The organism is Planktothricoides raciborskii GIHE-MW2 (assembly GCF_040564635.1).
Taxonomy (GTDB): Bacteria; Cyanobacteriota; Cyanobacteriia; order Cyanobacteriales; family Laspinemataceae; genus Planktothricoides; species Planktothricoides raciborskii.
On the sequence record NZ_CP159837.1, the window covers coordinates 2,353,447 to 2,367,565 of the forward strand.

Below are 14,119 nucleotides of genomic sequence, written 5' to 3' on the forward strand. Positions count from 1 at the left end.
TCTGGCTTTTGTCCTATTTTTATTTTGAATGAGGAATTTAATCTCATCAGTTTTCGTTGTTCGTTGCGTTTATAATATTTTATAATATACTTAAGTATTCTATAATAGACTTCTTGCTTTGATTCTAAAAAGCCCCCTTGATACCCCCTTTGATCGGGGGGATTAAGGGGGTATCAAGGGGGGTTGGGGGAGCGATCCGGAATTTTGCCAGAGGTCTACTTAAGTATTCTGACCGTTGCCATTTGGCAGAAAATCAGCAGAAAATCATCGGAGGGCAATCGCAGTGTAAAATGTCGATCAAAACTAGGTTTCTCTCTCTTGCTGTTTGCGGCTGCACGCTCAAAATCAGATCGGATCTAAATATTGGCCAATTCTCACCCTAACCGGACGAAATGATCGATTTCCTACATGATTCATACATGATTCATACATGACTCATACACGACTCATACATGACTCATACATGACTCCTAGATGACTCCTACATAACTCCTACATGACTCCTACAGGATCTAGAAAGCCAGTCCATTCGTGAAAATCGATTCAAATCCCTGAATCCAGCTATATCCGGGCATTGCTGATGTACCTGATGCAAATATTGATCGGGGGATCGGCAACTTTACTAAAACTTCATTCAATCTTCACAAAATCTTTTAACTCTCAAAAAAATTAAACAATTTCTCATTTTTAGATAAGACATGATCCAGACAGGTTTTACGCGGGGCTGCATCACGAATTATGGGTCGTTGCAAGTTGCACTGGGTTTGAACCCTCAATCCCCTGTAAGTGACATTAGTGCGGTAGATATTGAAACGGCGAAGCTGGAAAAGGTCAAAGCTATGCTCAAAACTATACGGATCGGGATTAATCAAACCGCAAAAAGAAAAAAGTGATCCAGAAGTTTAAGCAGACAAATCAGCTTGACAACTGTCCTAATCCAGAGGACATTGCCACCATGCTTGAGTTGTTTGCATCAGTTAGAAACAGATAATTAAACAGATAATTATGGTGAGGTTGGATGGGCAGATTTAAGAGGATACAAGGGTCGCTGGCAACCAAATTGACCTTGGCAATGACTGGTTTGGTGATGGTGACAGTCGCCAGTGTTACTGGCATCTCTCTGCACCAACAGCAACAAACCTTTAAGTTAGAGTTAGAACAACAAGCAAATATTTTGCTCAATACCCTGGAAGTGACGACCAGTAATGCTCTTTCCGTGGGAGATGCGGACTTTCTCAAAGAGATGATGCAGCAGCTTGGTGCGGATAATTTGTTGGTGGTCGGTCGCATCTATGACCAAGGGGGACGAGTGGTGGCTGATGCTCACGATTTGGTTTTACTTCCTCAGACTCATCCGGATCCTTTTGGGGTGATGCTGCTTAATCGTCAGGGAACTATTTATCAGTGGCAGTCCGATCGCCTTTTGGCCGGAAAAGTGGTGGAAAATCAGCAACAGCGCTTAGGGGCTGTGAGTGTTGGTCTGTCAACTCAACCCCTGAATCAAAAAATGGCGGCAATCCGCGATCGCGGCATTTTTGTGGCCGCGATCGCCGCGAGTGCGGGTACGTTAATTTCACTATTATTCAGCCGTTCAATTACTGAACCCCTGCAAAAAATGAAGGCGGCAACCAAGCGAATTGCTGACGGCGATTTAGACTACAAAATTGAAATTAATACTCAAGATGAATTAGCGGTATTAGCTAATGCTTTTAATCGGATGACCAGCCAACTGCAAGAATTAATAGAAAGCTGGGAGAAACAAACCGAGTATCTCAGACAAAGTGAAAGTAAAAATCGGGCTTTGATCAATGCAATTCCCGATTTAATGTTTCAATTTCATGCAGATGGCACTTTTATGGATTTTAAAGGGGGCAGAGGTGACACTATCCTGAAACCCGCTGGAGAATTTTTAAATAAAACTGTATATGATGTCTTGCCCCCAGAAATTGCTAAACTTTATTTACATTATGTGAATAAAGCCGTAGAAAGCGATGGCCTACAAATTTTTGAGTATGAATGGTTTATTGAAGGACGTAGACGATATTTTGAAGCGCGATTAGTGGTGAGTGATGATGATGATGTGCTGGCGATTGTGCGGGATATTACGGACAGTAAATTAGCCCAGGTTGAGTTAGAACAAGCCAAAGAAGCAGCGGAAGCCGCCAACCAAGCCAAAAGTGCTTTTTTGGCTAGTATGAGTCACGAATTAAGAACTCCGTTAAATGCAATTATTGGCTATAGTCAGTTATTAGAAGAAGACGCCAAAGACTATGGCTATAGTGATTTTATTCCTGATTTACAACAAATTAAGCAATCTGGTCTGCATTTGCTATCTTTAATTACGGATATTCTGGATATTTCTAAGATTGAATCCGGGGAAATGACTTTGCAATTACAAAAGTTTGATGTGGCGGCTTTGATTGAAGAGTTGACCATAACCATTCAACCAATGCTGGCAGAAAATAATAATACCTTGACCGTTGATTGTGCTAATCCTTTGGGCGTGATGATCGCCGATCGCACTAAGGTTAAACAGGTACTTTTAAATCTGCTTAGTAATGCCACCAAATTTACCCACGCCGGTCAAATTACTTTTACCGTAAGGCGATCGCCTTCAGGGGAAACAATTAATAAACCTCCCGAAAAACTCCTAGATAATTTAAATAATTCTGTTCCCATCCAGGGGGATGATTTGCTCAGAAATACCGAAACTGAAACAACATCGGCAGCAACATATGAAACAACATCTGAACCGCCACATATCCCTAATCAAGAAGTCTCGGAAATCGTGATTTTTGCGATGAAAGATACCGGCATTGGCATGACTCCAGAACATCTGCATAAAGTGTTTGACCCATTTACTCAAGCAGATAATTCCACCACCCGCAGATATGGCGGAACCGGACTAGGTTTATCGATCAGTCAACGTTTTTGTCAGATGATGTCTGGAACCATTACCGTGGAAAGCGAGCTCAATGTTGGCTCCACTTTTACATTTACCATGCCTGCGGTAGTCCCCGATCCCAAAAAAAGCGATCGCTGATATATAGTGGTTGGTTATTTGTTGTTGGGTAGGGATTCTTTGGGTAGGGATTCTTTGGGTAAGGATTCTTTGGTTATTAGTTATACCAATTTGAAAAATTATTGCTACAATTACGAGATAGTTCCCAGGCTGGAGCCTGGAATGGCCTTAGTAGGGGCGACAGAAAAGGCGGTGGTCGCCCCGCGCCTCTACTGCTGCATGAATTTTTGTAAATGGTATTATTAGTTGTTGGTTGTTGCCCCCCTAGCCCCCCTTTGAAGCTAATCTTGTAGGGGTTTGCTCAACACACTCACGGTCTTAAGCAAACCTCTGCGTGTAGATCCGCGATTGATCCGATATAGCAGTCCTATATCAGTTGTGGAATTGTAGGGGTAACAGGTTTGGCAAGCGTGAGCTTACCCCTAAACGCGCAGGGGCTTGCCACCGCGCAAAAGGATTTGCCCCGACAAAAATATTACGATTGAAATAGGATTGCTATATCAGCTAAGATGAAAATTCCCGGAGTGCTTGAGGCAATCATCCCATGACAGAGTTTATCACCCAAGGAAAATTTCGACCCCAGGTAAAAAAAGTCTAGAAAAAGCATACAACTTGGCGATTAACAAGCCGAATCTATCTTTTTCCCAGTGTATGGGTAACAGTTTTCGTCAAACAGTAGCGGGTATATTTGCTCATCCAGAAATGAATCAAGAGATCATGTTGTCAGGACACATTCAGGCAACGATGGAACGAGCCGAAGCAACGGTTGGGGAATATGTGATCGCCGCGCAAGACACAACTTATTACAACTACTCAGGACATAAAAAAATGTCTGGGTTAGGGGTAATACAAGGGAATGTCCGAGGATTGATGCAACATAATGTACTACTGCTCAATGAACAAGGTTTACCCCTAGGACTCTTAGGACAACAATACTGGACTCGAGACGGAGGTTTAGACCTGCCAGAAGGAGAAAAAGAAAGTAGTAAATGGCTCAAGGGGTTGAATGCCATCAATCAGCAAGCCAGTCAATCGAGCAAACGCTTTGTGACCGTAGAAGATAGAGAAGGAGATGTTTTTAGTTTTTTTAAAGCCGAACGAAAGACAAATGTAGATCTGCTCGTCAGGGTATATCAAGCTCGTAATTTGGAAATCGTCAGCAGTAATATAGTCTGCCAATTGCCCGATGTGTCGTCTCACTTGCCCGACTATGGAACCCAACGAGTACGCATTTATCGTCAAAACCGGGAAGTAGAACTGATTCTTCGCTTACGGGCAGGGGCAGTCAATGTTTATCCAGATAAAAATTTGAGTGCCAACAAGCATAAAACCCAAGGTTTATCTTTGGTGGTCGCCCAAGAGATCGGTTGTATCGATCCCAAAACAAACGAAGATATCTTCTGTTCAGAAGATGCAGCCACATGGTATTTACTGACCAGTCTTCCGATTGCCACTACCAGTAATGTCCAAAGGGTGACTCGATTTTATGCCCTGCGATGGCGGGTAGAACGCTTTCATTACACTCTTAAGTCTGGTGCTTTACAGGTGGAAAAATTACAAGCAAGATGATATTCAGACATTGATTAACTCCTTGGCTTTTTATTCGGTCGTGGCTTGGCAGATTCTCGCTCTTACTTATGCCGTCAGAGAAAACCCAGACCAAAGTGCCAGTATTCTGTTTGATGAGTCTGAGGTGATTCTGTTAGAAAAAGTATCTTCTAAAAAAATCATCTCTATACGTGATGCTGTCTTAGCTGTGGCCAAAATTGTCGGCTTTGCACCTACCAAAAAGCAACCATACCCTGGGGTTAAAGTCCTAGCTACTGCAATCGAAAGATTTTTCTTTATTAAGCTTGGTTCTACTGCATGAATCAAAACCCCTACAAGATTAGCCTTTGAAGGGGGGTTGCTGGTTGTTAGTTGTTGGTTATTTGGAGAAAGCCACGAATAACTAATAACAAATAACGAATAACCAATTTATTGCGCCAGCAGCCAATCAAATAATTGATGGGCTAGTGCTAATTTAGTGCAAGGAAGAATCGACTTTTGATTGCCTGACTTGTGGAGAAAGATGCCTTGATTGCGATCGCTGCCAATGCCCGTATCTGGTTGATCGATAGGGTTGGCGACAATGGCGTCTAATTTTTTGCGTTTTAACTTATCCAGGGCGGGGGTCATAATATCCCCAGTTTGGGCAGCAAAACCCACCAAGATTTGATGGGAGTGTTTGCGATCGCCCAACTGAGCCACAATATCCGGCACTGACTCCAGGGGCAAACTTTCTGGCAAAGCACTTTTGGGCAATTTTTCCAGGCTGCACGATCGCGGTCTAATATCTGCGACTGCTGCCGCCATCACCGTAATATCCGCCGCCGGAAATAGTTTCAACATCGCATCTTGCATTTGCGCCGCGCTAGTGACAGAAATAGACTGAATCCCATACACCGAGGACATTAATCGAGAATCAATCGGCCCATGCACCAGAGTGACCGCCGCCCCTCGATCCATCGCCGCTTGCGCCAAAGCAATGCCCATTTTGCCGCTAGAAGGATTACTAATAAACCGCACGGGATCCAAATACTCGCGAGTGCCCCCCGCACTAATCAAAACCCGCTTACCCGCTAAATTTCGTTTGCCCCCCGTGTATAGCAGGGATTCTAAAGTGGCTTTAATCTCGTGGGGTTCGGCCATGCGACCATCCCCCACGCGATCGCACGCCAAAATCCCCGTCCCCGGACCCACTCGATGATAACGGCGGTCTTGCATCAAGTGCTGCCAATTCTGTTGCACCACCCGTTGTTGCCACATATCCGTATTCATCGCAGGCGCCAGCAAGATAGGACAAGTGGACGCCAACACCGTGTTGGTCAGCAAATTGTCCGCCATACCATGAGCTAACTTCGCCAGAGTATTCGCCGTCATTGGGGCGATCGTCAACACTTCAGCCCATTCGCCCAAATCGATATGTAGGGGTCGAGCATGAGTCGGTTGCCAAAAATCTTGATCCGTATAAGCGTGATGACGGCAAAGAGTCGCCACCGTCAGAGGCGGAATAAACTGCTTTGCCCCCTCGGTCATAATCGCGCGAACTAACGCCCCTTCTTTCGCCAGACTGGAAATCAGTTCACACACCTTGTATGCGGCAATTCCACCCGTAATCCCAATCAGAATCCGTCGATTTTGTAACATCATTAGTTGTTGGTTGTTGGTTGTTGGTTGTTGGTTGTTGGTTGTTGGTTGTTGGGTAGGGATTCTTTGGTTGTTTGTTGTTGGTTGATGGTTGATGGTTGATGGTTGGTGGTTGGTGGTTGATGCTTGTTTGTAGACCGCTCCCCTGCACCAGAAGCTCCTCTGCACCTCTGCACGGTGAGCGAAGCCTGTCCTGAGCGCAGCCGAAAGGCCGAACCGCCGCTCCCCCGCTCTCCACACCCCACACCCTGCGACAAATCACAACCGTCAACGGTCAAGAAATACAAATATTAACTAATATTATGGCAAATATTAAAAATTGCATAAACGTCTTGCCAGATTTCATAGAAATGTACGACACTAAAAAAAGATCGGCAAAAGATTCAGTAGCATTGGAATATGATCGCCATAAATTCTCAATTAAACGACTTGATTTCCCAAAGCGAGGGTCGCTATCTGAGTAATTCAGAACTTCAAGGCATCAAGCAATATCTCCAAACCGTCTCGGAACGGGCAAAAATTTACGATATTTTGCAGGCCAAAAGCGACCCGTTAATCCGGCTGGCCTTGAAAAAGTTCATGACCCTGCATCCAGACGTGATGAAAAAACACGGAAAACGTTGTTATTATGACATGACCGAAGTGATGCGGTATATCGCCCTGTCAGTTTTGCGAGACGATCCGCAATTTTTTAAAGAGGCAATGGCTTTGTGGGAAACCAATATTTTAGCGGCTTACCAAAAGCAATATCCTTGTTTGGTCTGTTATCGGTGTTTACAGGAAATAATTCACGAAAATTTACCGACTAATGTAACCAAATATATGGATCCTTATATTACCATTATGATGCAAGCTCTGGATTTACCGGCTAAAATGATGAATGCCGCCTAGACAATATCCAGAATTCAGTATGGGGAAATATTGGAAAAATTTGACATTTCACTAAAACAATTGAAGTGGGGTAATCAAGATGTCAGTCAACAAGTCATTCAACAAAATTGAACTCAAAAATACATCCTCCAGCGAAGAAAGAGAAGCGGTGCTGAAACCCATTTATCAGCAAGTGCTAGAACGGCAACCCTATCAATGGGAACGCCGCCAGTATTTGCAGGATTTGGAGAAACAATTTATTAAAGGAAAACTGGGGATTAGACATTTTTTGAAAGGTCTGGCAGTTTCGCCGCTTTATTTGCAGATTTTCTATGAAAATAGCTCTAATGTCAAGTTTATTGAAAATGCGTTTAAGCATTTTTTAGGCCGATCGCCCCATGATGAAAACGAAATCCGCGCTTGCGATCAAATTCTGGCAACCCAAGGGGTGAAAGCAATGGTTTCCGCTTTAATTGACTCGGACGAATATCGCAAGCTATTTGGCTCATTTACCGTTCCTTATTGGCAAAGCGATCGCACTTATGATTCTCCCAATGATTATTTAGAAAATCAGTTATTGCATAAAGAACACGCAGGCGATCGCGGCTGGGCAGTGCCCACTTTATATTGGCATGAACTCAACCTTGAATGTAAGGGGAATATTTGTCGTCCTAAGTGGCATCCTTCTTCTCGGTTACGTTCTGAATAAAAATATATCGGCTATATCGGCAAAAAACCCAACACAAAGCCACAAAAAAATCAACAAATTACCTATCAAAATTCCTTTGTGGTCTTTGTGTCTTGGTGGTTTTTTCTTTCGATCGCTGATTAATCGCATTGCCAGATTTTAATCGTTTTATCTTCACTAGCACTAATCAGAGTTTTGCCATCGGGACTAAAACATAACGCCAGAATCCGATTAGAATATTCCGGGAGCGTATGAATTAATTCCCCCGTGACAATATCCCATAATTGAATCGCCACGGTTTGATGCCCCAAAGAATCCCCTAAAAAATCTGCCGTGGCGACAGTTTTGCTATCTGGACTAATGGCTACCGCATAGACAGCCCCAAAATTGCCATACAGGGTGCGGACTAATTCCCCAGTTTCTAACTGCCAAATTTTGATCTGTTTTTGCCCATGACCGCTGACAATGGTTTGACCATTGGCACTAATATCTAAAGCATAAATCGCCCCAAAATATCCGTGAATGGTGCGGATTAATTCCCCAGTTTCTAACTGCCAAATTTTAATCGTGCCATCATCACTGCCACTGAGGATCTTTTGGTTATCTGGAGCGATCGCCACCACTTCTACTTTATGGGAATGTCCGTGGAGTTTTTGCAATAATTTGCCCGTGTCTAACTGCCAAATTTTTACGGTGCGATCGTCCCCCCCAGAGACAAACTTCTGACCATCTTGGCTAATACTCACCGACTGAACTTTTGTGGCGGTATTTCTCTGAGACGCACTATCTTTCACGGTGCGAATTAATTCCCCGGTGGCGGCATTCCACACTCTCATTGTGCCATCATCACTGCCACTGACTACGGTTTTTTTATCTGCACTAATGGCTACAGAATGGACACTGCTACTATGTCCCACTAAAGTATAAACAGATTTTCCTGTGGGTAAATCCCAGAGTTTAATCGTATTATCATAGCTGCCACTGACCAATATTTGCCCATCTTTACTGATAGCCACCGCATCAACCCAGCTACTATGACCTTTGAGAGTGCGGGTATTCTTAAAAGACCGAATTTTATCGCGGTATAATTCAGGAGCGATCGCTGGTTTAATCTGAGACTGAGACATTTGTTGCTTTTGAAGGGTTCTGAGGCAATGAGTATAGGGTTGAATCCATTCCCAGGTTATGCCATTTTCTGAAGCATAATTTGCTAAATAAAATAGTCTAGGATCCGATAATGGATTGACTTTGAGATAATACCAATCGGCGATAAATGCGGTTAAAACTTGGTGAATAGCGATCGCAATTTCTTGAATGACTTCTAAGGCTTTTACGGAGTCGATTCCCTCAGCTTCTAAGCTGCTTTTAGCCGATTGCCAATTCCACGAGGGCAGGGGATAAAAGGCAATATGAGAATTCCCAGGCATCCAGAAACCCAAATGGCAATTCATTTGAGTATCGGTGATATTGGTGTATAAAATAGCCGTAGGAATTGGGGCAAATATTTCTTGCATCATCGAGAGAGTGATTTTAGAAATCGGTGCCGGAAAATATGTTCCATAAAATTCTACCGGGGAAGCAGGCGCGATCGGTGAACTGCTGCCTAGGGGATAGTAGTGGTGAAAAAATCTTTCCAGTTGATCGGTGAATTGCAGGGTCAAGTTTTCGTGAAAAGTTTCTGGACAAGTTTGGCTGATTTTCAGTGGGGCGACTAAGATTAACAGGCGATGTTGTTCCTTGTGTGATCGCAAAATTTTCTGGGTTACGGTTTGACTTAATCTAAACAGCCAACTCTCCTTTTGCCAAATTTGCGGCAATTGTTCTAATTGATACTGAATTTTTTCCCCTTGCCACTTTCGCAACAGTTCCAGTATCACTTCAGTTTGTTGAGTCCGGTCTTGTAATGCTTCTTGCTGGATCTGTCGGATCGATTCTTCATTTTCTGGATGCTGAGAATTTTTTTCTAACTCTTGTTCTCGTTTTTCCTGTCGCTGCCAATAGCCACTAATAACGTTTCGATAGCTGTTGATTTCCGGTAACGGTGGCTGTACCGCCCCATTATCCTCTGAGAAAGCGATCGCGGCAAAAGCCTCCGCTAAACCAATCAAAGTCGGTTCGAGTTTTTCCGTGAGACTTTGGGCTGTAGATTGTGAAATTTGCCAAAGAACGTCGATGACAGCAGTGGGTAAAGACATATCAGCTAAGAAGGCGATCGAGGTTAGTAGCATTTAGTTTAGCCTAGCCTAGGGGAATTTGGGTAGACGATAATATTAATTATTAATTAATTATTAACCAAGAACTACTTAACTCGCCCTAATCCTTACACTTTCCGCTTCAAGCATGGGTAGGGTTGAGGGAAAAATCCCTTGAAATCATTGAGGAAAGTGCTGAAACATTAAAAATGTTAAATAAAAATTAAAAATTAACGATAAAAAAATAAGCAACTAAATATTATAATAAATTTTGAAGTGATTAAGCAATTTTTGAATTAGGATCGGCCATGATTTCTGTTGCCAATAAAGTTGCCAATAAAGTTGCCAATAAAATTGTTGTGATTACGGGCGCCAGTTCTGGAATCGGTGCCGCTTGTGCCAAACTTTTCGCGCAAGCTGGGGCGAAGTTGATTTTAGCTGCCCGCCGTCGGGAAAATTTGGCAAAACTTGCTCAGAGTCTCCAAGAAACCTATCAAACTGAGACTTATTTAATTGAGCTAGATGTGCGCGATCGCCTCGCCGTAGAATCGGCCTTTGCCCAGCTTCCAGAATCTTGGCAAAATATAGAAATTCTGATTAATAATGCCGGGCTCAGTCGGGGCTTAGAAAAATTTCACGAAGCCAGCATCGAAGACTGGGAAGAAATGATTGATACCAATGTCAAAGGCTTACTATATGTCTCTCGCACCCTCATTCCTGGGATGGTGCAGCGTGGGGCGGGACATATTGTGAATATTGGCTCAATTGCCGGTCGCGCTGCCTATCCTGGAGGCCATGTTTACTGTGCATCCAAAGCCGCCGTCCGCACAATTTCTGAAGGGATGAAACAAGATTTATTAGGCACTCCTTTACGGGTGACAGACATTCAACCGGGACTGGTGGAAACAGAATTTAGTATCGTGCGATTTCATGGGGATACCAACCGGGCGAATAAGGTTTACGAGAACTTAACCCCTTTAACGGCTGATGATATTGCGGATGTGGTTTTCTTCACCGTCACTCGTCCTGCCCATGTGAATATTTCCGAAGTTTTATTAGTCCCCACAGACCAAGCCAATGCCACCTTAGTTTATCGACATCAATAGTTATTTGTTAATTGTTAATAGTTATGTGTTATTTATTATTTGATTGAATAACAAATAACAAGCAACAAATAACTATTAACAATTAAGATTAAAATCTTAAACCCAACCCTCCTTGTAAAGAAACGGCGGTTTTATTGTCATTTTCATAAGCATCGAAGGAAAAAATGGCATTGCCAAATACCACCAGACGGCTATTGGGAACGCTATAGTCAATTCCGGGCTGAATGGCAAAACTACTTTGATCCCCCACGGGAGTTTTCCCGCTCATCACAAAAGACCCGCCTGCCCCTAGATAAACATCCGCTTGCCAAGTAAGGGGAATATCATAAGAAACTGTGGGGACTACGGCGCTACCGTCGGCGCTAAAGATGCCCTGAGCGCGAAGAGAAATCGGATATCTTAATAATTTATATCGAGCCGCTACAACTACCGCATTTTGCCGGTCTTCAGTCAGTCCGTTGCGATTGACTCCTTCGGTTAAGCCAAAAGAACCGCCGACCCCGACATAGCTGCCGTAGGCGGCTTGGGCAAGGACCGGGGCAGGGTTGAACCCTACCGCAGAGGCGATCGCCGCCCCAACCAGCAGGACGGATCTAATTTTACTGCCCGGATAATTCCAGAAATTAGCAAATTGATTCACGGATCTAACTCCTCACATCATTGAAATTGATTGACAAAGAATTGACAAAGATTAGGGTTGCGGAGTCATGTCACATTGCTCGTGTACGACCCCTTGGGTGCATAAATATGAGATTTGTTTCAGGTCTAAATTTTGCACTTGATTAAAATTTACTCCCTGCAATAAGCCCATGCCCAATGCTGGGGGTGACTTAATGATAAATGAATCGGTTTTTTGGGTTTTTGGGGATTTTTCTGCTGGCGCAGTGGCAAAGATCGCTCCTTGAAGGTTGGCTCCAGCAAGGTTCGCCCCCCGCAAGTCAACCCCCGTCAGATCCGCGTTTTGGAAATTGGCATTTTGTAACTGGGCATTGGCTAGGTTGGCTCCACTGAGGTTGGTTGCTGATAAATTAGCATTTTGTAAATTGGCATTGCTTAAATTCGCCTCCCGGAAATCCGCCCCCTGCAAGTCAGCAGCCCCTAAAGTAGGATTTCTAAAATTGGCTCCCTGAAAGTTGGCGGCTTTGGCGATCGCTTGCCCCAGGCGCCCCCCACCCAGTTGTGCTTGGGAAAAATCGGCGCTGACTAAATTGGCGCCCGTGAGTTTGGCTTGAGAAAGATTGGCATAGGTCAAATCAGCCCCAATGAGTTGAGCGCTGCTGAGGTTGGCATCAATTAAGTTGCTATTGGATAAGTTCGCCTGATTTAAGTTCGCCCGACTCAGGTCGATTTTTTCCATGATGGCGCTGGGGAGAAAGGCTTCACTCAGGTTCGCGTCTGCCATCAAAGCGCCGCTGAGGTCTGCTTTGACATCATCGAAGGTGCCGAAGCGGCGATCGGGTCCCGCGCTGGAAAATTGGCTGCCGTGGAAATTGGCGCCGGTGAGGATGGCACCCCGTAGCTGAATCCCAGAAAGATTTACTTTTTCCAATACGAGGGTAAACTTAGCCAAAGAAGAGGTGACTTGCCCTAGGTCAATGCGATTGAGATTAATCCCTGGCAGTTCGCTACTGTAAACTCGGAGAATTTTGGCGATCGCCCGTTGAGTTGACCGCTGTTTCAGGGCAGCGATCTGTTGTTCTGCCTGATTGCCCCCATAGCGCAGGGAGTCCAAATCCGTTCTCAGGGCTTGATTGAGTTTATGCAGGTATGGCAAGGCATTGGCCCCGGCACTGACTAGGGCTTGCTCAATACTAGAAATCTGGGCGGGGTCATCTTCTAAGGCTAATAAATCCGTCAACATTTTAATCCCCACTTCTGGGTGATTCAGACTACCCAGGGCAAGGATTGCCCCTTGGCGTTCGTTCGGGGCAAATTGATCTACTAATTTGAGAAACTTTTGATTTTCCTGTTCTTGGCGCGATCGCAGGGATGCCTGATTTTGCACATAAGCTTGTGTCCCCACCAACGCCCCCAAAATCACGATCATGGTGATCGCAATGCCGCAGACCAAGCCAATTTCTTGGTGTTCTCGCAGCCAACGAATGATTGAACGAATGATTGTTTCTTTCTCTTCCTGATGTTCCATCACTCCCTCCTCCACCTCCGAGGTCAAAATTTGACTCTCCGAGACGGCTGTAGACAGTTGCCAAGGAACCGATTGACTGGTGGGCAAGGCATTAACCCAAGTTCTAGCCCATTTATCATGGAGTGTCCGTTGTTGGGGATCGAAACCCGCGCTGATGTTGTCAAATAGCCACAGCATTCCCGTCAGTCCGGCTAAAATTCTTAAGTCCGGGACGGCGCCTGTTCCCCACCATAAGCTGTAGGCGATCGCCACAGGCAGCCAGAATTTGCCGATTCCTTCTCGCCAAAATGCCCGCCAAATTCCCGGTGGGTTGCCTGAGTCCGTCACCACTTGGATGTTGCACCAACGTTTCGCGAAAGTTTGGCCGGTTTTACCTAATTTATATATATGTGAGATCGCCAAAATTCCCGGTGCGGCGATCGCTACTGACCAGAATAAGTTGGTTACAGGGGCTACGGGACGACCGCACCAAATCAGCCCTTGATGGTCAACCTGGGGGTTAGAAGCGTTGCGGAAATGGCTGCGAATCCCTGCATCCCGAATCGACCCCTGGGGACAACCGGGGAGGGCTAATTTCACCGCTATTTCTTCGACGGCGATCGCCAAAACTGGATTTAACGGCACAAGCTTGCCGGTATGGTACTCATTGGCATACCAACCAGCGGCCAGGGGAACGGCTGTCACCGTGACAAACACCGTGGTTTCCAGGGTGCTGGCGCCCAAGCGCCGCAGGGATTGGAGGAGGCGATCGACTCGTTTGAGCCAATGAATTCGCCAATCAGGGCGATTCGCGTTGCTCGTCTCCTTCGCGGAATCGTTAATTAGATCGTCTTCTAGGGAAACATTCTCCCCAGGGGCGATCGTCTCTGAATAAGTGAAGACGCTATTATCTAAATTTCCGTTCAC

Annotated in this window: 10 protein-coding genes; 6 read left to right on the plus strand and 4 right to left on the minus strand. The window is 44.8% G+C overall.

Annotation, left to right across the window (positions count from 1 at the left end):
* Positions 1 to 1,018: 1,018 nt before the first annotated feature.
* The 3 genes from ABWT76_RS09835 (at position 1,019) to ABWT76_RS09845 (ending at position 4,892) form a co-directional block, all read left to right on the plus strand.
* Positions 1,019 to 3,043 (plus strand): ATP-binding protein, encoded by a 2,025-nt coding sequence (locus ABWT76_RS09835; RefSeq protein ID WP_072160902.1) that lies wholly within the window; start codon positions 1,019 to 1,021, stop codon positions 3,041 to 3,043.
* 630 nt (positions 3,044 to 3,673) lie between these two features.
* Complete coding sequence (locus tag ABWT76_RS09840) at positions 3,674 to 4,591, plus strand: IS4 family transposase (RefSeq protein ID WP_054470481.1); 918 nt, start codon at positions 3,674 to 3,676, stop codon at positions 4,589 to 4,591.
* Positions 4,592 to 4,601: 10 nt separating this feature from the next.
* A complete protein-coding gene (locus ABWT76_RS09845; RefSeq protein ID WP_054470484.1) occupies positions 4,602 to 4,892 on the plus strand; it encodes a hypothetical protein in 291 nt (96 codons plus the stop codon).
* 107 nt (positions 4,893 to 4,999) lie between these two features.
* Here the strand turns inward: ABWT76_RS09845 and coaBC are convergent, their stop codons facing one another.
* Positions 5,000 to 6,211 carry a bifunctional phosphopantothenoylcysteine decarboxylase/phosphopantothenate--cysteine ligase CoaBC gene (gene coaBC, locus ABWT76_RS09850; RefSeq protein WP_054466349.1) on the minus strand — a complete coding sequence of 404 codons (1,212 nt, stop codon included), beginning with the start codon at positions 6,209 to 6,211 and terminating at the stop codon, positions 5,000 to 5,002.
* 399 nt (positions 6,212 to 6,610) lie between these two features.
* On the opposite strand from coaBC, the gene ABWT76_RS09855 reads away from it, so the two are divergent.
* Entirely contained in the window at positions 6,611 to 7,102 is a 492-nt protein-coding gene (locus ABWT76_RS09855) for a phycobilisome protein (protein ID WP_354636025.1), read from the plus strand.
* Between the two features lie 79 nt (positions 7,103 to 7,181).
* Positions 7,182 to 7,790: a phycobilisome rod-core linker polypeptide gene (locus ABWT76_RS09860; protein ID WP_054466336.1), complete on the plus strand. Its 609-nt coding sequence runs from the start codon at positions 7,182 to 7,184 to the stop codon at positions 7,788 to 7,790.
* A gap of 119 nt (positions 7,791 to 7,909) precedes the next feature.
* On the opposite strand, the gene ABWT76_RS09865 is transcribed toward ABWT76_RS09860, so the two are convergent.
* Positions 7,910 to 9,997, minus strand: a complete 2,088-nt coding sequence (locus ABWT76_RS09865; protein WP_082348855.1) for a WD40 repeat domain-containing protein — start codon at positions 9,995 to 9,997, stop codon at positions 7,910 to 7,912.
* Positions 9,998 to 10,269: 272 nt separating this feature from the next.
* Here ABWT76_RS09865 and ABWT76_RS09870 point away from each other — a divergent pair, with 272 nt between their 5' ends.
* On the plus strand, positions 10,270 to 11,067 hold the full coding sequence (locus ABWT76_RS09870) for an SDR family oxidoreductase (protein ID WP_054466334.1): 798 nt from the start codon (positions 10,270 to 10,272) through the stop codon (positions 11,065 to 11,067).
* Between the two features lie 88 nt (positions 11,068 to 11,155).
* On the opposite strand, the gene ABWT76_RS09875 is transcribed toward ABWT76_RS09870, so the two are convergent.
* Positions 11,156 to 11,707, minus strand: coding sequence for a hypothetical protein (locus ABWT76_RS09875; protein ID WP_156331711.1), 552 nt, complete (start codon positions 11,705 to 11,707; stop codon positions 11,156 to 11,158).
* 51 nt (positions 11,708 to 11,758) lie between these two features.
* Positions 11,759 to 14,119, minus strand: coding sequence for a pentapeptide repeat-containing protein (locus tag ABWT76_RS09880; RefSeq protein WP_054466333.1), 2,361 nt, complete (start codon positions 14,117 to 14,119; stop codon positions 11,759 to 11,761).